This window comes from Nocardia lijiangensis NBRC 108240 (assembly GCF_001613045.1).
Taxonomy (GTDB): Bacteria; Actinomycetota; Actinomycetes; order Mycobacteriales; family Mycobacteriaceae; genus Nocardia; species Nocardia lijiangensis.
In genome coordinates, this window is the sequence record NZ_BDBP01000052.1 from 48891 (window position 1) to 68944 (window position 20054).

A 20054-nucleotide genomic window follows, 5' to 3' on the forward strand; every position below is an offset into this window, starting at 1 on the left:
GGTCATTCAGCGGTCCCGTACCGTCGCACCAGTTCCGCGCCCAGCCGCGCGAGTTCCGCGCACACCTCCGGCGGACCGAGCACTTCGATCTCCGCACCCCACCCCGCCAGCTGCTGGGCGATCATCCGCGGCGTCGGCGCGGTGACGCGGACCTGGACCCGGCCGTCGGCGACCGGGCCGTCCACCTCGCAGTGCCTGCCCTGCTGATTGCGCAGCACCGGAAGCAGTGCGGGGGCGATCAGGGCGGTGGCCGAGGTGGCCGCGCGGCGCTGCTCCATCGCGCCGACCACTTCGTCCCAGGCCGCCGTCAACTCGAAATCATCCGGGCGTCGGAAGGTTTCGTCGGTGAGTTGCGCGTCGGCCACCCGGTCCACCCGGAAGGTCCTGCTCCCCCGCTCGGTGCCCGCGATCAGATACCAGATGGCGTCCTTGTCGACCAGCCCCCACGGGTCGACCATCCGGGCCGTGCGGGCGCCCGCCCGCTCGTATTCCAGCCGCACCCGTCGCCGCTGAACAACCGCGCGCTGCAACAGATCCACCACGCCGGGCCGGTTCCGGTCGCGCTGGCCCCAGCGCGCCGGATCGATGATCACCGCGTCGGCCGCCGCCTCGGCATCCGCGCGGAAGGTCTGCGGCAGGGCTCGAACGAGCTTGCGCAGCGCCGATTTCACCTCGGGATTCGCGCTCGCGGACGCGCCCGCCAGCAGGAAAAGCGCCCTGGCCTCGGGTTCGGACAAGCCGCTGAGATCCGTGCGCGCCCCGCCCACCAGCGACCAGCCGCCGCCGCGGCCCTGCTGCGGATACACCGGAATGCCCGCGGCCGAGAGCGCCTCCAGGTCGCGCCGGGCCGTCGCCACGGAGACTTCCAGTTCCGCGGCGACCTCGGCGGCGGTCACCCGGCCGCGGGACTGCATCAGCAACAAGGTGGCCACCAGACGATCCGCTCGCATAAGAAAATTCTGCCGCACAAAGTGCTCAATTGGTGAGCACTTTATGCGCGAGGATGGTGTCAACAACAAGAACCGAACATCGAAGGAGCACCGACATGCTGCGTGGAATGGCCACCGTCACCTACTACGCCGACGATCTCGAAGCCGCCAAGGACTGGTACGCCGAGTTCCTCGGCGTCGCGCCCTACTATCACGTGCCGAACGGGTACTACGAGTTCCGCATCGGCGACTACCAGCACGAGCTGGGCATCATCAACCGCGCCTACGCGCCGCAGGGCGCGCGCAACGCGCCGGGCGGAGGCGGCGTCCTGCTGTGGCACGTCGACGACCTGCCCGCCACCTTCCAGCGGCTGCTCGACCTCGGCGCCACCGAATACGAACCGATCACCCCGCGCGGTAACGACGGAGGTTTCGTCACCGCCGCGGTGGTGGACCCGTTCGGCAATATCCTCGGGATCATGTCCAACCCGCACTACTTGGAGGTCCTCGGCAAGACCGGCGGCGTGTAGGTCAGCGGCCGAACCAGCGCTCCAGCACGGTGGCGACGCCATCGTCGTCGACGTCACCGGTCACCTCGTCCGCCAGTGCGCGGACATCGTGGGGCGCGTTCGCCATGGCCACGGAATATCCGGCCCAGCGCAGCATTTCGCGATCGTTGTAGCCGTCGCCGATGGCCAGGGTCGCGGCGCGGGGAATGCCGAGGGTCAGACGCAGGCGCTCCAGCGCCCAGCCCTTGGACACCCCGCGGCGCGACACCGTCAGCCACGGGCCGAATTCCCCGTGCACCCAGCTGGCGTCGGGCACGACGAAGGTCTGCAACAGCGTGAGCATCTCGTCCAGCGACCCGTCCGGCCAATAGCCGTTGAGGCGCGGCGTCGGCTCGCTGCTCAGCGCGCCGTGATCGACGAGAAGGTATTCGCCGATGGAGAATTCGCCCGGACTGTCACCCGTCGCCCAGGTGCCGATGCCGACCTTCTCCACGGCGAAGATCATCTCCGGGAACAGTGCGCGCAGCGCGGTGACCGCGGGCGCCGGGTCGAAAGCCTGCACCGCCACGGGCACACCCTTGGCCACATCGATGTGCACCGCGCCGTTGGAGCAGAGCGCATGCCCTTCGACCAGCCCGAGTTCGGCGAGCACCGGACGGGTCGTCAGCAGCGTGCGCCCGGTCGTCACCACCACGTGCGCCCCGGCAGCGACGGCCGCCGCCACCGCGGCGGCCACTCGCGCACTGACCGGGGATCCCGTCTCGAGCAGCGTGCCGTCCACATCCAAAGCGATCAGCCGCGGCCCTCCCCCAAGCGCTTTCATCAAAACATTGTGCCCCGAGGTGGGATGACTCGTCTTCGATTCAGCGCCGGGCGCCACCGCCTGCGCCGCCGCCACCTCCAACGCCACCGGCCGAGCCGCCGCCGAATTTGGAACCGCCCGCACCCCCGGAGCCGCCGACCTTCGAGCCGCCGCCGGAGGACGCGCCGCCGGAAGTCGAACCGCCGGAGGACGATCGGCCCGACGAGGATGCACCGCCGGACGAAGACGCTCCCCCACCGCCTATCGACGTTCCGCCGCCCGAGGATGCGCCACCACCGGAGGGCGTGCCACCACGGGAAGATGCGCCACCACCCGACGACGCACCACCAGAGGAAGCACCCCCACTCGACGACGCGCCACCACCGGAAGACGCTCCACCACCTGAAGATCCACCACCGGAGGAAGCACCCGCACCAGACGAAGCACCACCACCCGACGACGTACCTCCACCCGAAGATTCACCACCGGACGAGGCACCACCACCAGAGGACGCGCCACCACCAGACGACGCACCGCCACCCGAGGAATCACCACCGGAAGACGCTCCCCCGCCTGAGGATTCACCGCCGGAGGAAGCACCCCCGCCAGAGGACGTACCACCACCGGACGATGCACCGCCGCCCGAAGCGTCACCACCGGACGAAGCACTTCCGCCGGAGGACGCTCCACCTGATGACGCACCGCCGTCCGACGAACCACCCTCCGTACCCGGCCCGGACGCGGTACCGGACCCGTCCCCGGACGTGCCCGTATCACCGGAAGTCGTTCCCCCCGAGGATGTCCCGCCGGTGCCGCCCGAGGTACTTCCGCCCGCCACCGGATCCCCGGTCGGACCATCCGGAGTCGTGCCGCCGCCGGTAGGCGTTCCCCCCGGCGAGGTAGCTCCCCCGGTGTTCGACCCGCCGGAAGCCGGCGACCCGGGAGTGCCCGGATCTGGCTGAGTGCTGCCGGGAGCCGAAGGATTCGGGGCCGGATTGCTGGGCCAGGAGGGCAGGCTGATGCGCGGACCGGCCGGGTTCGGACGCGCCCACCCTGGCGTGCTCACCCGCGGCGTCCGCTGGGTGAAGGGCATCGGATTGATGAACTGGGCCGGGTTGGCGTACTGCGCTCCCACGTATCGGCCATTGCCGCAGCAGGTTCGAGAATCGTTGTGCGTCCCGGGGCGGGACTCGCCGATCGAGGGCCCGAACGTCGTACTGTGCAGGACGGACGACACGAACCGGTCGTAGCCGCCTCCCGCGGAGAAGGCGTAGGGGGCGTTGGGGGCGTATTGCGCCAGGGTCGCCGGGACACCCTGCCGGACGGCCTGATCGAGGACGGTGTCGCCGTTGGGTTCGTAGAGCAGGGTGTCGGCCGGGACCGGCCCGGCGGCCGGGATTCGATCCAGCACCGGGAGCGGACCGGAGCCGCCGGAGCCGCCGAAGACGGTGGCCGCCGACATGGCCAGCGCCGAGGCCACTGCGGCGCTGGAGAATACGGCTACGCGAGGAGCTGGCCGTTCCCCGGTGGTCGCGGGCGCGAAGGTCCTGGCCGCGAACCGCGCGGCGCCGACGGCCACGATGTGGCCGGGATCGGCCGACACCACTACCGGGCGGCCGAGTTCGGCAAGGGCGCCCGCCACCTCGGCGGGCCGGGACGCGCCGCCGACGAGCAGGACGCGACCGATGTCGGAGAGGCTGCGCCCGGTGGAGCGCACGCAGGCGCGCACCACGTCGAAGGAGTCCCTGATGTGCTCGGCGCGCAGGCCGTCGACGTCGACGATGGAGGTCATCGACACGGTGGCGGTGGGCACGCCGGTGCGGGAATATCGCGCGATCATGCCGCCGAGCGGGCGACCGCCGAAATCGTAGGAGCGCCTTGGACTTCCGACGATCGGGTGGTCTTCCCAGTCCGGCCCGACGCGCACGACGGACACGTCGAGGCTGGTGCCACCGAGGTCGTAGACGAGGACGAAGCCGGTCTCCAGCGGACCGTGCTCGTACTCCAGCCATTCGGCGGCGGCCACCGGCTCGGGCACCAGCATGACGTGCCGCGCGCCGTTCAGGTCGAGCGCCTGACGTAGTAGGGCGAGCTGTTTGTCGGTGTAGACCGCCGGGTAGGTCACCACCGCGCCCGCGCTCGGCTCGGCCGCTTCCAGCAGGCCGTTCACCACCGCGGCGACGAGGTTGGCCGGGGAGTAGAGCCGCCCACCGACGACCAGCGATTCCGGGTCGCGGGTGAGGTCCGCGAAATCGGTGATGGCCGAACTGAATTGGGGTATGCCGCCGATGCGGGGGCCGCCCCCGTCATCGAAGGTGAGTGCCGTGCGCTTGGTGCGCACCGTGGGTCGAGTCAGACCATCGGTCACCGAAGCCGCAATGGAGTTCACTGAACCGATGCTGAAACCCAGACATGTAGTCATTCGCTATCCCGTCAACGCACCGTGACCACGTCCAGCACACAGCGAGCCATGTGGCCGCGGTCGTCTTCCAAACAGCCCCCACAGGTTAGCTGTTCGCCGAAGCTTCGGATGCCGAATTGATATGAAACGTTTGGCTTCCGGCAACACTGGGTCGAATGCCCAGGTATTTCCCACCGCAGGAAACGATCCAGTCCCCTCGACACACCGCAAAAGGCCTGCGGCCTACCCGATTTAGCTACCGCTCAGCGACCGCATGTCGCGACCGGCGGTAGCCGAAACCGGACCATTGGGGGCTCGCAGCCAAATCGGGCAGCACACACCGACTGGTCGGTAACCGACATTTAGCCAGAATCAATTAATTCGAGTACTCGGGCGTGTCGTACTGATATATGACACATCAAATGCCACGTCCGATTGCCGCCAGCGGTGTCGGCCGCCGCTCGGTTGACTGGATGTGGGGCGGCACCGTCCGCCGAAGCGAAAGAGCAAGAACGGGAAGGAAAGTGGACACGAATGTCGACACGGTTCGCGGAGCAGGTCGCGGTCGTCACCGGCGCCACCTCGGGCATCGGCAAGGCGGTCGCGCTACGGCTGGCGGCGGAGGGCGCGGCGGTGGTCCTCGGCGCGCGCGGCAAGGAGGCCGGTGATCGGATCGCCGAGCAGATTCGCGCGGCGGGCGGCCGGGCGCTGTTCGTCCCGACGGACGTGACGGTGGAGGCCGACGTCGCCAGGCTGACCGAGGCCGCGGTCAGCGAATACGGCCGTCTGGACGCGGCGTTCAACAACGCGGGCGCCGTGCGGTCGTTCGGACCGGTGGCCGAGATCGATGCGGCGGGCTGGCGCGCCGACCTGGAACTCAACCTGACGGCGGTGTTCTACGGTCTGCGCCACCAGGTTCCGGCGCTCATCGCGTCGGGCGGCGGCGCGATCCTGAACAACGCGTCGAACCTGGGCGTGGTCGGCATGGGCTCGGTGGCGCCGTATGTGGCCGCCAAGCACGGCGTCGTCGGACTGACCAAGGCCGTCGCGCTGGAGTCCGCCGAGCGGGGTGTCCGTGTCAATGCGCTGGTTTCGGGTGCGGTGGACACTCCCGCGTTCCGTGACTCGATGGGCGCGACGCCCGAGGGCGCGGCGGCCATCGCGGCGCTGCACCCGCTCGGCCGGATCGCCGCGCCGGACGAGATCGCCTCGTTCTGCGCCTACCTGCTCAGCCGCGAGGCGAGCTTCGTCACCGGCGCGGCCCTCGCGATCGACGGCGGATTCACCGCGCGCTGAGGCCGAACGCGCAACGCCGAACACCACGGCGATGTGACGGGCATCGTCGTGGCGTTCGACGGACTATCGGCTCGGCCGACCTCATCGCGCGACCGAGGCCGCGGGTACTCCCCGCCTTCAGACCCGGGCGAGCAGTCTGCGCAGCGGCTTCGTCAACGGCGCTACCACGGCGCCGCCCGCGACGACCTCGGGCCTGCGGCTGCGCACCAGCCGATCGAAATCGGCTGCGCCGCACGCGGGTTCGTGCAGGCGACCGGCGTTGTAGTCGTCGGCCAGCTGCCGCACGGTCTGCTGGGCGCAGGACTTGTTGGTGCCGATGAAGCCGGTGGGACCGCGCTTGATCCAGCCGGTGACGTAGGCGCCGGGCAGCACCGCACCGCCTGCTTCGCCGAGCATCCGGCCGTCCGCGTTCGGGATCACGCCGGCCTGCTCATCGAAGGGCAGTCCGTGCAGCGGCACACCGCGGTAACCGACCGAGGTGAGCACCAGCCCGGCCTCGATCCGCTCGGTCTCGCCGGTGGCGACGGCCTTGGTGCGTCCGTCGGCTTCGGTGACGAGCTCGTTGCGGCCGATCTCCAGACCGGTCACGTGGTCCTCGCCGAGCACCGCGGCAGGCGTGGCCAGGTAGCGGAAGACGATCCGCTTGCGCTCACCGGACGGACGGCCGGCGACGCCGCGCAGCAGGCGCAGCTTCTGCTCGACCTTGTACGGCAGGTCGCCGGTGCTCTCCGGCAGCTCGCCCTCGACCGCGATGTCCACGTCGGAGCCGAGCAGACCCACGAATTCGGGCACGGTGAAGGCGGATTCGGCCGGACCGCGGCGGCCGAGCACGACCACCTCTTCGATCTTGCTCTCGCGCAGCGCCCGCAGCGCGTACGGCGCGATATCGGTGCCTGCGAGCGTGGCCGGATCACTGGCGAGGATGCGCGCCACGTCCAGCGCGACGTTGCCGTTGCCGACGATCACCGCGCGCGGCTGCGACAGATCGAACTGCGCGTCCGCGTGGTCGGGGTGGCCGTTGTACCAGGCGACAAAGTCGGTGGCCGAGACATTGCCGGGCAGCCCCTCACCGGGGATGCCGAGCTTGCGGTCCGAGGACGCGCCGACGGCGTAGATCACCGCGTGGAAGTGGCCGAGCAGTTCCTCGTGCGACACGTGCGCGCCGACCTCGACGTTCAGGTACGAACCGAAGCCTGGCTGCGCCGAGATCACATCGAACAGCTCGCTGACCTGCCGAGTCTTGGCATGATCCGGCGCGACGCCGTGCCGGGCGAGGCCGTAGGGCACCGGCAGCCGGTCGAACACGGTGACCGCGACGTTCGGCTGGGTCAGCAGTTCGTCCGCGGCGTACATCGCCGACGGACCCGAGCCCACGATCGCCACCCGCAGCGGAGCGCGCTCCGCGCGGATCTCCGCGGCGGGCACCGGCCGGGCCAGCAGCGGGCGCGGCCGGGACTGCCGGTAGAAGTCGGCGTTGATCTCGATGAAAGGCTTCTGCTCCTCGGTCAGCCGCTTCGACGAGGTGATGGCGTCGACCGGGCAGGCCGTGGCGCACGCGCCGCAGTCCACGCAGGCCTTCGGGTCGACGTACAGCATCTCCGCCGTCAGGAAGTCGGGCTCGTCGGGCGTGGGATGGATGCAGTTGACCGGGCAGGCGTACACGCAAGACGCGTCGCTGCAACAGGATTGGGTGACGACGTAGGGCATATCGGACCGCCGCTCAGCCTGCGTGCACGACGCGCAGCGGCTCCGAGCGGTAGCGGCTCATCGGGCCGTCGATGCCGAGCAGCTTCCACACCCGCTTGGAGATCGGGTTGATCAGGCCGAGCTCCTTGGCCAGGGCACGCACGTCCACGAAGTAGTCGGCGAAGACCTGCTTGGCCTCCTTGGAACCGTAGAACAGCTCCCTGCGGACCTTCGCCGGGATGTCGAACTCCTGGAAGAACGTCTTCGGCGGGGTCGCGATGGAACGGCCGAGGATCCACATGACGATCGGCATCGCGATCGACAGCACGAACCTGTTGAATGCGCCCTGCTCGGGCACGTGGTTCTTCAGGAACTCGTGCGCGAAGGAGATGTGGCGGGCCTCCTCGGCGACGTGGATGGCCATCACGCCGAGCATGATCGGGTGGACCTCGTCGCCGGAGCGCAGGATCTCCTTCTGGATGTGGTCGATCGGCTCCTCGCCTGCGAGCACGGCCATGAAGAAGAGGTTCGGGAACTTGGCGGCGACCGGCGCGGCGAGGTACTTGAACTTGCTCACCAGCGGGCCCATGCCCGGCACATCGATGCCGATCCGATTCACCATCTCCTGGAACATCAGGGTGTGGTTGTGCTCCTCGATCATCTCGTGGGAGCAGTAGCGGAACTCGGGCGAGCCGTTGGGCAGGCCGAAGTTATGGATGACCATGCCGCTGATCAGGATCGACTCGAACTGCAGACCGACCTTGGCCACGTTGGCCTGGCGGTACTTGCCGAGCTCGATCTGCTTGTTCTTCGGCAGGGCCAGGTACCAGGGGTGACGGCCCAGCGGGTCGGCCGACTGCGGCAGGATCCAGCGCTCCTCGCCCGCGTCGGCGGCGTAGTCCGGGTTGTCCCAGTCGATGTCCTCGAACGGATCGAAGTGCTTGTTCACCGAGCCCTCGGACAGCAGCAGCAGCTTCGCGGCGTATTTCTGCGCCTGCTCGAGATCGGGATCGATAGCGTGCTTCTCGGCTGTCGACATCGTCGTCACTGCCTTCCTCATGGGACCGGTTTACCTGTACCCCATAGTTACACCTACGACGAGTGACGTCAACTCACATCCCGAGCACGCGCACACGAAACGGCGGCGACCGGGCTGTTCCCCCGGCCGCCGCCGTTGTGACCAGGACTAGCGCAGTCCGAAGGGTGCCAACGCCGCGACCGCACCGTCTGCGGGCAGCGCGAAAGCGAGGACGACACCGCAGGCGGACAGTGCTGCGGCCGACGCAGCCCTGGTCAGCTTGCGCCGGGTGACGGATGGTGCGAGTCTCGCGTGCCGCCGGTGAGCGAGCCAGCCCGGTGACGCTTTGGCCGATGCCGTGTCCGCCAGCGCGGTCACCGAGTTGACCGTACCGATGCTCGAGCCAAGACCAACTGCCATCGCGTTTCACCCGATCGACGAGCCGATGTGCTTCGAACACCGCTCACGCAACCACTCCGCGACCGCCGTGCCAACCACCGGACAGCCGGTTGTCCGCAGCCCGCCGGTGTCCGCGCGCGAACCGGACCGGCCACCGGCACAGCGTCCGACCTGCCCGATTACCCCTGATACACGCGGGTAGTTTGCGACGCCGCACGGCGCGTCACGGCCCACCGATCGCCGGTCCGGATTTGCCGGTGAGAAGGCGGTTCGGCGAAGAAGCGACAGCGGCCTGACGTGTCAGCAATGTTCCAGCAGCCCATCGGGATTCGCCCGCACGGCCCCGGAACCGTTCCGGGACAGTGCGTTCCGCGTCACCGACCGGCGGGCCCGCACCATGGCGCACCGCTTCGCGAGCGCGTGTACCGACTGAGAACTCAGCCCGCAGGCAGCACCACAACGACATGTGCCCGTGCCTGGCGAGCGCGTGCACCGACTGAGCACTCAGCGGGCGGACCGCATCGCGGTGCGCACAGGGCGCGCTGATGTACCGACCGAGTGCTCAGCTGGCGGGCAGCTCCGGAATCCGGGTGGCGCGGGCGTACACGGTCTCGCCGTCGGAGAGCCGCAGCGCCTCGGCGTCACCGCGGGTGACCTGGGCGGCGAAGTGGTCGCCGGTGGCCGCGTTGCGCAGCTCCACGCGCACTTCGAAGCCGAGGTGCACGACACGTTCCACCGTTGCGCGGGTGACGCCCGCCGATTCCGCGGTGCCCTCGTCGGCGGCCTGCGCCATGCTCGGGTCGCGGCCGACGCGAATGTCGTGCGGGCGCACCAGATGCCCGTTCAACCGCGCGACATCGCCGAGGAAGGACATGACGAACTCGTTGGACGGCCGGTCGTAGACGTCCTCGGGGGTGCCGATCTGCTCGATCCGCCCCTTGTTCATCACCGCGATGCGGTCGGCGACGTCGAGCGCCTCCTCCTGGTCGTGGGTCACCAGCACGGTGGTCACGTGGACCTCCTCGTGCAGGCGGCGCAGCCAGGTGCGCAGATCGGCGCGGACCTTGGCGTCCAGCGCACCGAACGGCTCGTCGAGCAGCAGCACCTGCGGGTCCACTGCGAGCGCACGGGCCAGCGCCATGCGCTGGCGCTGACCGCCGGACAGCTGCGCCGGGTAACGGTGCTGGAAGCCGTCCAGCCCGACGATGCCGAGCAGCTCGTCGACCCGCTTCGCGATCTCGGCCTTGGGGCGCTTGCGGATCTTCAGGCCGAAGGCCACGTTGTCGCGCACGGTCATGTGCTTGAACGCGGCGTAGTGCTGGAAGACGAAGCCGATGTCGCGCCTCTGCGGCGGCACATTGGTCACGTCGTTGCCCGCGATGGTGACGATGCCGGAGTCCAGCGACTCCAGTCCGGCGATGGAGCGCAGCAGCGTCGACTTGCCGGAACCGGACGGACCGAGCAGCGCGGTCAGCTCGCCGGACGGGATATCGATGGTGACATCGTCGAGCGCGGCGAAGGTGCCGTAGTTCTTTCGTGCGTTGGTCACGGTAATCATTTGGCGCCCCGCTTGCGTTCGAGGAGGGTCATGAGCAGAAGAACGACGAGGGCCATGCCCATCAGCAGCGTCGCGGCACAGTAGGCGCCGTAGCTGTTGTGGTCGTTGATGTAGCGGCCGTGCACCAGCAGCGTCAGCGTGAGCGACTGGCCGGGCAGCGCGGAGGACACCATGATCACCGCGCCGAACTCGCCGAGCGCACGCGCGACGGTGAGCACCACGCCGTAGGTCAGGCCCCAGCGGATCGCGGGCAGGGTGATCCGCCAGAACGTCTGCCAGCGCGACGCGCCGAGGGTGGCCGCGGCCTGCTCCTGGTCGTCGCCGATCTCGTGCAGCACCGGCTCCACCTCGCGCACCACGAACGGCAGCGTCACGAAGATGGTGGCGATCACCATGCCGGGCAGGTTGAAGATCACCTTCAGGCCCGTGTCCTCCAGACCGCCGAGCCAGCCGCCCGCGCCCCAGAACAGGATCAGCGCGACACCGACGACCACCGGCGAGACCGCGAACGGCAGGTCGACGATGCCCTGCACCAGATTGCGACCGGGGAAGCGGCCGCGCACCAGCGCGATGGCGGTGACCACACCGAAGACCACGTTCACCGGCACCACGATCACCACGATGAGCAGCGACAGCTGGAAGGCCGAGATGGCCGCGGGCGTGGTGATCGACTCGATGAACGCGCCGATGCCGTTCTCGAAGGTGCGCCACAGAATGATGATCAGCGGAAGCAGCAGCAGGACGAACAGGTAGCCCAGCGCCACCGTCCGCAGCGAAATGCGGGTCAGGGCGGACGGTTTCATCGGGTCGCCTGCTCCTTACGCGCGCTGCGGTCCGCGAGCAGACGCAGCACGAGCAACGTCACGAACGAGATCGCCAGCAGCGCCACCGACACGGCCGCGGCGTTCACCGGCCGGTCGATCTCGATCTGCTTCTGGATGTATTGCGAGGCCATCTCGGTCTTGCGCGGGATGGCGCCGCCGATCAGCACCACCGAGCCGTATTCGCCGATGGCGCGGGCGAAGGCCAGGCCGCCGCCACTGATGATCGCGGGCGCGAGCGTCGGCAGCACGATCCGGCGGAAGGTGGTCCAGTTGTCGGCGCCCAGCGAGAGCGCGGCCTGCTCGACCTCGCGGTCGGCCTCCATGAGCACCGGCTGCACCGAGCGCACCACGAACGGCAGCGTGACGAACGCCAGCGCCACCACCAGGCCGGGCTGGGTCGCGTTCAGGTGGATATCGATCGGGCTCTGCGGGCCGTACAGCGACAACAGCACGATGCTGGCGACGATGGTGGGTAGCGCGAACGGCAGGTCGATCAGCGCGTTGACGATCCCCTTGCCGGGGAAGTCGTCGCGCACCAGCACCCAGGCGATGAGGGTGCCCATCACCACGTTGATCAGCGCGACGATCACCGACACGAAGACCGTGATGCGCAGCGAGTCGAGCGCGGCGGGCGCGGTGATCGCCTCCCAGAAGCCGGACCACCCCTCTTCGAAGGAGGTCACGGTCAGCGCGGCCAGCGGCAGCAGCACGATGATGCTGAGCCACAGCACCGTGGTCGCGATGCCGAGCGGGCCGACCGAGCCGCTCACCCGCAGCCACGACCAGCGCGAGCGCGCCGGGCGTGCTGTTTTCTTGGTTACGCCGAGACCGGGGGCGGCCCCGGTCTCGGCGGTACTGCTGTCAGTCACAATCGTCCAGTATCCCGTGTGCTGTGGGTCACCCAGCTACTTGGTGGCTTTGTCGTAGATGACCGCGACGCTGCCGGTGTTGGGGGCGAACAGTTCCTTGTCCACGGTCTTCCAGCCGCCGAGGTCGTCGATCGTCCACAGCTTCTGCGGGGTCGGGAAGTCCTTGGCGAAGTCACTGGCGACCTTCGGGTCGACCGGACGGAAACCGGCCTCGGCCCAGGCCTTCTGACCGGCCGGGGTGAACAGGAAGTCGCGGAAGGCGACGGCCTTCTCCGGGTTCTTGCTGTTCTTCAGCACCGCGACCGGGTTCTCGATCTTGAACGTGGTCGGCGGGATGACGTGCTCGATCGGGTCGCCCTTGCGCTCGGAGAAGATGGCCTCGTTCTCGTAGCTCAGCAGCACGTCACCGGTGCCCTGCAGGAAGGTCTCGGTGGCTTCCCGGCCCGACTTGGGCTGCACCTTGATGTGCTCGGGGGAGACCAGCTGGCTCAGATAGTCCAAGCCGGCCTGCGGGTTCTTGCCGCCGTCGGACTTCGCCGCGTACGGGGCGAGCAGGTTCCACTTGGCCGAACCGGAGCTGAACGGGTTGGGCGTGACCACCTCGACGCCCGGCTTCAGCAGGTCGTCCCAGTCCTTGATGCCCTTGGGGTTGCCCTTGCGCACCACGATCGCGACCACGGAGCCGAACGGAATTCCCTTGTTGGCGTCGGCATTCCAGTTGGCGTCGACCAGGCCCGCGTCGACGAGGCGGGTGATGTCGGGCTCCACCGAGAAGTTCACGACGTCGGCCTCGGCGCCGTCCTTGACCTTGCGGGACTGGTCGCCGGAGGCGCCGTAGGACGGCTGGATCTGGACGCCCTTGCCCGCGTCGGTCTTGTTGAACTCGGGGACGACCTTGTCGAATCCGGGCTTGGGGACGGCGTAGGCGTACAGGTTCAGGGTGCCGCCGCTGCCGTCGGCCCCACCTCCGCCCGCGGTATCGCTGGCTCCGCCACCGCAGGCGGTGAGCACGACCGCCGCGACCGCGGTCAGCGCGGCGGCGGCATAGCGTCGGCGCGGGGCGAGCCAAGTGTTGCGAGACATCGGAGTGGACCTTTCCTGCGGACCGCCACACGAATCGAAAGAGACCGTGGCAGCGTGATATTCGTGTCGATCGAGTAGACCTGCCGCTGAATGACGCGGCAGTGGCGCGACTATCGGCCGGAAGCGGCCGACGCGGGGGTCGGGGACGTCTGCGAAAAAGTGCACGCCAGTCTACGGGCAGGGACGCGCAGACGTGCCCCGTCAACGATCAACGACAGAGAATGTCCGCGACCGCGAGGTTGCCGACAGCGATCAACGCCAATTCATGGCGGACCTGCGGGACGGCACTCGAAGACACGGGCAGACTGTAGCAGAGCACAGCTCACGAGTTCGAATCGAAGAGTTCCTGAACAAGGGGGGGTTTCATCCCATGACGATCAGTCCGGATCGGGTCCGCACGCGTTTGCCCGGCATCAGCACCCGCGCGTGGGAACACCCCGCCGATCGCACCGCGCTGGTGGCGCTGCGCTCGCTGGCGGGATTCGACACCGTTCTGCGGACCCTGTCCGGGTTGCTCCAGGAACGCCAGCACCGGCTGCTCTACCTGGCCACCGCGGTGCGGGTGGACGAGCGGCAGTTCCGCACGCTGCACGACCTGCGCGCGGACTGCGTGGACATTCTGGACGCGTCTGCCACGCCGGAGATGTTCGTGCTGCAGAGCCCGCACGTGAACGCCTTCACCATCGGCATGGACCGGCCGTTCATCGTGTTGACCACCGCGCTGATCGACCTCATGGACACCGAGGAGCTGCGCTTCGTGGTCGGCCACGAACTCGGCCACGCGCTGTCCGGGCACGCGGTGTATCGCACGATGCTCATGCACCTGCTGCGCCTCACGGCGAGCGTCGGCTGGATGCCGGTCGGTGGCTGGGCCCTGCGCGCCATCGTGGCCGCGCTCATGGAGTGGAGCCGCAAGTCGGAGCTGTCCGGCGACCGGGCGGGACTGCTCTGCGGCCAGGACGTGGAGGCATCGGTACGGGTGCACATGAAGACCGCGGGCGGCGCGTGCGTGCACGAGATGAACCACGGCGCGTTCCTGGCCCAGGCGGACGACTACGAGCGCGCGGGCGACCTGCGCGACGGCGTTCTCAAGCTGCTGAACCTGGAGTTGCAGTCGCATCCGTTCTCGGTGCTGCGCGCCGCCGAACTGCGTCGCTGGATCCAGAGCGGCGAGTACAACCGCGTGCTCGCGGGCGACTATCCGCACCGCGCGCACGACAAGAGCACCAGCATCAGCGCCGAGATCAAGGAGGCGGCGCGCACCTACCGGCAGAACTTCGACCAGTCCGAGGATCCGCTGGTCCGCACGGTACGCAACCTCGGCCGCGACGTCGGCGCGGCGGTCGGCACCGTCGGCCACGAGGTCGGCGAAACCCTCTCCACTCTCGGCAAGCGCCTCACCGACTGGCGCACCGGCGATCGCCAGGACTGACCGCGTCACGGCGATCCCGTCGGCTTCGCAAATGTTTCGCACGCCTCGCAGACCTCGGACGGCCTGCGAGGCGTCGAGAGCCGCGGCGAAGGCGGTTCAGCGGGTGAAGAACCAGGCGATGACGACGAGCACGAGCAGGGCGAGCAGGGCCAGCTGGACCCGGGAGCGCGGCATCAACGCGCTCCGCTCTGCACGGGGCGGCGGTCGGTCGCTCGCTCGTCGACCAGAACCGCAGACGGCTCGGCGAGGATCGCGGCGTCGGCGACGGTGAGTTCGGGGGCTCGGTTGCGGCCGAGCAGTTGCAGTGCGGCGCGCAGCGCGCGGTCGAGCAGGTACGCGATGGCGAAGCTCACCGGGACCATGCCGACAAGGACCACGAGGAACTGCGGGATGAACGGCAATCCCGCGACCCACAGCTCGAAACCGTCCCACCATCCTGCAACGCGATGCACGGATACCAGCCTACTGGCCCAACCTGAGCAACCGAGCGGCGCATTCGGTGGACGGCGGGCGTGGGCGGCACACATCATGGGGTATGGCGTCAACGGATGATCTGACAGTTCGCGAGCCCGACGACCTGCCCGTGCTCAGCGCGCTCACCCAGTCCAGGCATCGCGGCGCCCATCCGCCCATCGACGACTACGCCTTCCTGTCCGACTGCGAGACCAACTGCCTGGTCGCGAGCAACGGCGCGGTCGAGTGGATGTGCGTGCCGCGCCCCGACTCCCCCAGCGTCTTCGGCTCGATGCTGGACCGCAGCGCCGGACACTTCCGCATCGGCCCGTACGGCGTCAACGTGCCCGCCGCGCGCCGCTACCTGCCCGGCGGCATGATCCTGGAGACCACCTGGCAGACCGACACCGGCTGGCTCATCGTGCGCGACGCGCTGGTGCTCGGGCCGTGGCACAACAACGTCCAGCGCAGCAAGACCCATCGGCGCACCCCGATGGACTGGGACGCCGAGCACATGCTGCTGCGCACCGTGAAGTGCGTCAACGGCACGGTCGAGCTGGAGATGAGCTGCGAACCGGCCTTCGACTACCACCGCTCCACCGCGCGCTGGGAGTACACCGGCAAGGTCTACGAGGAGGCCACCGCGGTGTGCAGCACCGATCCCAGCGCGGGCCCGACCCTGGTGCTCACCACCGATCTGCGCCTGGGGCTGGAGGGGCGCGAGGCCCGGGCGCGTACCAGGATGCGCGAGGGCGACCAGATCTACGTCGCGCTCACCTGGTCGGATCTGCCCGCCCCCAAGACATTCGAGGACGCCGCGGAGAAGATGTGGATGACCACCGAGTGCTGGCGCCAGTGGATCACCCTCGGCAAATTCCCGGATCACCCGTGGCGCAACTACTTACAGCGCAGCGCGTTGACACTCAAGGGCCTGACTTACGCGCCGACCGGCGCGCTGATGGCAGCGGCCACCACCTCGCTGCCGGAAACCCCCGGCGGCGAACGTAATTGGGATTACCGATTCAGCTGGGTGCGCGACTCCAGCTTCGCGCTGTGGGGCCTCTACACGCTCGGTCTCGACCGCGAGGCCGACGACTTCTTCTGCTTCCTCAACGACGCGACGACCGGTGAGAACGGTGAACCCGTTCCGCTGCAAGTGCTCTACGGCATCGGCGGGGAACGCGATCTCGTCGAGAGCGAGCTGGAACACCTGAAGGGCTACGACGGCGCGCAGCCCGTGCGCATCGGCAACGGCGCCTACAACCAGAACCAGCACGACATCTGGGGCACCATGCTCGACGCGGTGTACCTGCACGTGAAGTCGCGCCAGCAGGTGCCCGAGACGCTGTGGCCGCTGCTGGAGCGGCAGGTGAACGCCGCCATCAGGCACTGGCGCGAGCCCGACCGCGGCATCTGGGAGGTGCGCGGCGAACCGCAGCACTTCACCTCCTCGAAGGTGATGTGCTGGGTGGCACTGGACCGCGGCGCCAAACTGGCCGAACTGCACGGCCAGTTCCAGCGCGCCACCGAGTGGTACACGATCGCCGAGGAGATCAGGGACGACGTGCTCGCCAACGGCGTGACCGGCGAGGGTGTCTTCACCCAGGTCTACGGCGGCGACACCCTGGACGCCTCGCTACTGCTCGTGGTGCTGACCCGCTTCCTGCCGCCGGACGACCATCGGGTGCGCGCCACCGTACTCAGCATCGCCGACCACCTCACCGAGAACGGCCTGGTCCTCCGCTACCGCACCGAGACCACCGACGACGGCCTCACCGGCGAAGAGGGCACCTTCACCATCTGCTCGTTCTGGCTGGTCTCGGCGCTCGTCGAGATCGGCGAGCTACAGCGGGCCAGGCACCTGTGCGAACGTCTGCTCGGCTTCGCCAGCCCGCTGCGGCTCTACGCCGAGGAGATCGATCCGCGCAGCGGACGGCACCTCGGCAACTACCCGCAGGCATTCACCCACCTGGCGCTCATCAATGCGGTCACCCACGTGATCAGGGCCGAGGCCAAGCGCGGAGCCGGACAGTTCCAGCCCGCGCACTCCCCGCCGATCAGCCCGGCCTGAGGCGGGCCTCCGCTACGGCTCGCCGTCCCGGTGGTTACGCGGCAAGGGTGGCGGCGCGATCGCGGACGGCCTTCAACTTGCCCATGGTGGCGTCGAGTTCGGCGATGCGGTCCTCGCGGCGGTCGCCGTACTTGCCGTAGGCGTCCTCCGCGACGCGCAGCGCGTCGTCGGCCGTGCGCAGCGCGTCGGTGGCGATGTCGGTGAAGTGATCGCGCAGCGTCCGCTGCATGGCGCGCAACCGGTTTCGCGATTCCTTGCTCACCTGGAAGATCACGTCGTCCATCAGCCTGGCCACCGCGACCTTGGCCTCGCCGCGGCGGCGCAGCTGGCGATTCTTGCGGTCGTCCCAGATCGCGTTGACGCCGAGCAGCACGCCCGCGCCCGCCGAATACCAGTTCACCAGCGACATGCCGAGCAGGCTCGTAGCGAGACCGACCATCAGGATACCGCCGTAGGAACCCCGGAGACCGGACAGAACCTGTTGGGTCACACTGGCTTTCGCGCTCTCCAGCGACTCGAGCGGGGCCACCGCCTCCAGCACCTCGCCCGGGTTGGACAGGCGGAGGTCCGGTAGCGGCGGGGTGCGGTTGTCGGCGGGGAACTTCGCGGCCACCTGCTCGCACAGCTCCACCGACCGGTAGTGCGCCATGACGAAGTTCTCCTCGACGGCCTCGCAGATGCGTGCGTCCAGGTCGGTGCCGAAATCCTTCCAGCCGCGGGCCGGATCGGTCTGGACGATCTCGGCCTCGGCGTCGCGCACCAGGCTGCGCAGCCGGTGGCGCAGGTCGTGCTCGATGTCGGCCATCAGCTCGGCGGCGCCGTCGGCGAGGGTGACCTGCCAGTTGGCGGTGCGCTGGCGCAGCTGATCGGCCTCGTCGCGGGCCGCGATCAGCTGCTGGGTGATCTGGGCGCGGCGGCGCGGATCGCGCAACGCCTCGGCCTCGGTGTACAGGGTGACGGCGAGATGGTCGGCCACCAGCCGGATGTCGCGCAACGCGGCGTCGCGGGCCACCGCGTCGGCGCGCGCCACCACGTAGTCGCGGAGGTGATCGATCAGCTGCGGCACCCCGGACTCGATATCGCGCTGGTAGTTGCCCGCCTGGCGGTGCAGCAGCGCCGAGACCGGCGCCACCGCGAAACCGAGACCGGCCGCGTCCAGCAGATCGCGGTTGCGCTGCTGCACGTGCGACCAGTGCGGGTGCACATCGATCTTGTTGAGCACGCAGACGACCGTCGGGCAGATCTGCTGCACCCGCTGCAGGTACTCCAACTGCACCGGGGTCAGCTCGGCCGCGGCCTCGGCGACGTAGAGCACCGCGTCGGCGGCGGCGATCATCGACCAGCGGGTGTGCTCGTCGCCCGCACCCGGCGCGTCCATCAAGACGATGCCGTCGGCGAGCAGCGCGCTCGGCTCGGTGAACTCGGCGCGGATCACGCCGTGCGCGGCGAGCGCGGGACCCGGATTCAGCGGATCCACCGGCTGGCGTTCGGTGCGGCCCGGTCTGGTCGACTTCACCAGCGTGGCGCTCGACTCTGGGCCGTACTCCACGATCACCGGTGCGCTCAGCGCGGCGTCGGTGGCGCTCACCTGCGCCCCGACCAGGCTGTTGACCAGCGTGCTCATGCCGCTCTTCGGATCGCCGACGACGACGAGACGGACCCTGGGGTCACCGATCCTGGCGCGCACCATGCCGAGTCGACCACCGAGGTCGTCGCGGCCCGCGGATCTGGCCATCTCCCGCAGTTCGTCGAGTACCCGGATGAGCGGCGCCATCGCGTCCGGATGTTTCACCGTCGCGGACTCCAGCCCGGCTGCGGCAGACAAGCCTCCTCCTCACTCCTCGTATTGCGCTCGACCGATGGACGTGCGCGCCCCCGGACCGGTGATCCGGGTCAGACCAGCGTGATATCCGGCCCCGCGACCAGGTGGTGTGTCTCGGTCATGGTGGTCCCCGGCAGCAGGCTCGCACTGAGCCCGCCGTGCTCCAGCGGCATCTGCGCGACCACCTGGTGGTAGCTCGCGTGGTCGAGTTCGTCGCTGATCGGGCGCGCCTTCGGCGGCTCGACCACAACCGGCGGCTTGGCCGGCGCGACCTGGGTCGGCACCACCGGCACACCGGTCGGGACCGGCGCGGTCGGCAGGTCGATGTCGACCGAAGGCACAGTAGGCGTTTGCGTCGGGATGTCGTACGTCGGGGGCTGCGAAGGCACCGAGACCGTGGGGATGTCGGGGGTGGTCTGGCCGCCGGTCGGGTAGGTGCCGCCGGTGTTGCCGCCCGTCGCTCCGGTGCTGCCACCGGTGTGGCCGCCCGTCGTGCCCGTGCTACCGCCCGTGGTTCCGGTGCCCGGGATGGTGATGTCGTCGTCCGGGGTGGACGGCTGCGGCGTGACGGTCACGCCGGGCGTCTTGGTGGTCACGTCCGTGCCGCCGCCGGGTGTGGGCACGATGGTCACGCCCGGCGTCTTGATGACGCTCGGTTCCAGGGTCGGCACGGTGCCGGTGTCCGGCTTGGTCGGTACCGGCACGCTCGGGGTCGGCACCGTCTTGGTGATCGTGGTCGGCACGGAGGGCGCCGTGGTCCCCGGGTAGATGTCGGTCGGCTTCGGGGTGTCGGTCACCGGCGACGGGATGGTGGTCGGCTTCACCGGCGGGTCGAACAGCGCGGGCGCCACGGCCGCGGGCGCGGTCAGCGGGGACGGGCCCGCGGGCGTGCCGAGCACGTT

At 69.2% G+C, this 20054-nt stretch carries 17 protein-coding genes and 1 pseudogene; 4 read left to right on the forward strand and 14 right to left on the reverse strand.

Annotated elements, in window-relative coordinates; all coding sequences use genetic code 11:
• Positions 1 to 2: 2 nt before the first annotated feature.
• Entirely contained in the window at positions 3 to 950 is a 948-nt protein-coding gene (locus NL1_RS20355) for a helix-turn-helix transcriptional regulator (RefSeq protein ID WP_067841650.1), read from the reverse strand.
• 95 nt (positions 951 to 1045) lie between these two features.
• Between NL1_RS20355 and NL1_RS20360 the strand changes: the two genes are divergently transcribed.
• Positions 1046 to 1459 carry a VOC family protein gene (locus NL1_RS20360; RefSeq protein WP_067841653.1) on the forward strand — a complete coding sequence of 138 codons (414 nt, stop codon included), beginning with the start codon at positions 1046 to 1048 and terminating at the stop codon, positions 1457 to 1459.
• A 1-nt stretch (position 1460) separates the two neighbouring features.
• Here NL1_RS20360 and NL1_RS20365 read toward each other — a convergent pair whose 3' ends face one another.
• A complete protein-coding gene (locus tag NL1_RS20365; protein WP_067841690.1) occupies positions 1461 to 2261 on the reverse strand; it encodes an HAD hydrolase family protein in 801 nt (266 codons plus the stop codon).
• Between the two features lie 40 nt (positions 2262 to 2301).
• Complete coding sequence (locus NL1_RS20370; protein WP_162272754.1) at positions 2302 to 4629, reverse strand: Hsp70 family protein; 2328 nt, start codon at positions 4627 to 4629, stop codon at positions 2302 to 2304.
• 546 nt (positions 4630 to 5175) lie between these two features.
• Between NL1_RS20370 and NL1_RS20375 the strand changes: the two genes are divergently transcribed.
• A complete protein-coding gene (locus tag NL1_RS20375; RefSeq protein WP_067841657.1) occupies positions 5176 to 5937 on the forward strand; it encodes an SDR family NAD(P)-dependent oxidoreductase in 762 nt (253 codons plus the stop codon).
• A gap of 117 nt (positions 5938 to 6054) precedes the next feature.
• On the opposite strand, the gene NL1_RS20380 is transcribed toward NL1_RS20375, so the two are convergent.
• The 8 genes from NL1_RS20380 to NL1_RS40270 form a co-directional block, all read right to left on the reverse strand.
• The gene (locus tag NL1_RS20380; RefSeq protein WP_067841658.1) at positions 6055 to 7644 is read right to left on the reverse strand and encodes an FAD-dependent oxidoreductase; all 1590 of its coding nucleotides are present in this window, start codon (positions 7642 to 7644) and stop codon (positions 6055 to 6057) included.
• A gap of 13 nt (positions 7645 to 7657) precedes the next feature.
• Positions 7658 to 8683, reverse strand: coding sequence for an AurF N-oxygenase family protein (locus NL1_RS20385; protein WP_084510792.1), 1026 nt, complete (start codon positions 8681 to 8683; stop codon positions 7658 to 7660).
• 126 nt (positions 8684 to 8809) lie between these two features.
• Positions 8810 to 9019 (reverse strand): hypothetical protein, encoded by a 210-nt coding sequence (locus NL1_RS20390; protein ID WP_156094962.1) that lies wholly within the window; start codon positions 9017 to 9019, stop codon positions 8810 to 8812.
• A 583-nt stretch (positions 9020 to 9602) separates the two neighbouring features.
• Entirely contained in the window at positions 9603 to 10598 is a 996-nt protein-coding gene (locus tag NL1_RS20395; RefSeq protein WP_067841664.1) for a sulfate/molybdate ABC transporter ATP-binding protein, read from the reverse strand.
• Entirely contained in the window at positions 10595 to 11401 is an 807-nt protein-coding gene (cysW, locus tag NL1_RS20400) for a sulfate ABC transporter permease subunit CysW (RefSeq protein ID WP_067841665.1), read from the reverse strand. Before cysW ends, NL1_RS20395 begins: the two co-directional genes overlap by 4 nt.
• Positions 11398 to 12198 (reverse strand): sulfate ABC transporter permease subunit CysT, encoded by an 801-nt coding sequence (gene cysT / locus NL1_RS20405; protein ID WP_067841692.1) that lies wholly within the window; start codon positions 12196 to 12198, stop codon positions 11398 to 11400. Before cysT ends, cysW begins: the two co-directional genes overlap by 4 nt.
• Before the next feature lie 129 nt (positions 12199 to 12327).
• On the reverse strand, positions 12328 to 13374 hold the full coding sequence (locus tag NL1_RS20410) for a sulfate ABC transporter substrate-binding protein (RefSeq protein WP_067841667.1): 1047 nt from the start codon (positions 13372 to 13374) through the stop codon (positions 12328 to 12330).
• A 208-nt stretch (positions 13375 to 13582) separates the two neighbouring features.
• Positions 13583 to 13672: an Ms4533A family Cys-rich leader peptide gene (locus tag NL1_RS40270; RefSeq protein ID WP_309546086.1), complete on the reverse strand. Its 90-nt coding sequence runs from the start codon at positions 13670 to 13672 to the stop codon at positions 13583 to 13585.
• A gap of 72 nt (positions 13673 to 13744) precedes the next feature.
• Between NL1_RS40270 and NL1_RS20415 the strand changes: the two genes are divergently transcribed.
• Positions 13745 to 14806, forward strand: a complete 1062-nt coding sequence (locus NL1_RS20415) for a M48 family metallopeptidase (RefSeq protein WP_067841669.1) — start codon at positions 13745 to 13747, stop codon at positions 14804 to 14806.
• Between the two features lie 173 nt (positions 14807 to 14979).
• Here the strand turns inward: NL1_RS20415 and NL1_RS20420 are convergent, their stop codons facing one another.
• Entirely contained in the window at positions 14980 to 15258 is a 279-nt protein-coding gene (locus NL1_RS20420; protein WP_067841670.1) for a hypothetical protein, read from the reverse strand.
• 83 nt (positions 15259 to 15341) lie between these two features.
• Here NL1_RS20420 and NL1_RS20425 point away from each other — a divergent pair, with 83 nt between their 5' ends.
• Entirely contained in the window at positions 15342 to 17330 is a 1989-nt protein-coding gene (locus NL1_RS20425) for a glycoside hydrolase family 15 protein (RefSeq protein ID WP_084510794.1), read from the forward strand.
• Positions 17331 to 17364: 34 nt separating this feature from the next.
• Here NL1_RS20425 and NL1_RS20430 read toward each other — a convergent pair whose 3' ends face one another.
• Together NL1_RS20430 and NL1_RS38200 are read right to left on the reverse strand one after the other, a co-directional pair.
• A complete protein-coding gene (locus NL1_RS20430; protein ID WP_084510795.1) occupies positions 17365 to 19155 on the reverse strand; it encodes a dynamin family protein in 1791 nt (596 codons plus the stop codon).
• Between the two features lie 68 nt (positions 19156 to 19223).
• A pseudogene (locus NL1_RS38200) lies at positions 19224 to 20054 on the reverse strand (hypothetical protein); the annotation flags it as partial.

What these genes read in the sequence shown, in the direction of transcription:
- NL1_RS20355 (WP_067841650.1), bottom strand. Translation starts at nt 950, where the DNA reads ATGCGAGCGGATCGTCTGGTGGCCACCTTGTTGCTGATGCAGTCCCGC.
- NL1_RS20360 (WP_067841653.1), top strand. Translation starts at nt 1,046, where the DNA reads ATGCTGCGTGGAATGGCCACCGTCACCTACTACGCCGACGATCTCGAA.
- NL1_RS20365 (WP_067841690.1), bottom strand. Translation starts at nt 2,261, where the DNA reads ATGAAAGCGCTTGGGGGAGGGCCGCGGCTGATCGCTTTGGATGTGGAC.
- NL1_RS20375 (WP_067841657.1), top strand. Translation starts at nt 5,176, where the DNA reads ATGTCGACACGGTTCGCGGAGCAGGTCGCGGTCGTCACCGGCGCCACC.
- NL1_RS20380 (WP_067841658.1), bottom strand. Translation starts at nt 7,644, where the DNA reads ATGCCCTACGTCGTCACCCAATCCTGTTGCAGCGACGCGTCTTGCGTG.
- NL1_RS20385 (WP_084510792.1), bottom strand. Translation starts at nt 8,683, where the DNA reads ATGAGGAAGGCAGTGACGACGATGTCGACAGCCGAGAAGCACGCTATC.
- NL1_RS20395 (WP_067841664.1), bottom strand. Translation starts at nt 10,598, where the DNA reads ATGATTACCGTGACCAACGCACGAAAGAACTACGGCACCTTCGCCGCG.
- cysW (WP_067841665.1), bottom strand. Translation starts at nt 11,401, where the DNA reads ATGAAACCGTCCGCCCTGACCCGCATTTCGCTGCGGACGGTGGCGCTG.
- NL1_RS20410 (WP_067841667.1), bottom strand. Translation starts at nt 13,374, where the DNA reads ATGTCTCGCAACACTTGGCTCGCCCCGCGCCGACGCTATGCCGCCGCC.
- NL1_RS20415 (WP_067841669.1), top strand. Translation starts at nt 13,745, where the DNA reads ATGACGATCAGTCCGGATCGGGTCCGCACGCGTTTGCCCGGCATCAGC.
- NL1_RS20425 (WP_084510794.1), top strand. Translation starts at nt 15,342, where the DNA reads ATGGCGTCAACGGATGATCTGACAGTTCGCGAGCCCGACGACCTGCCC.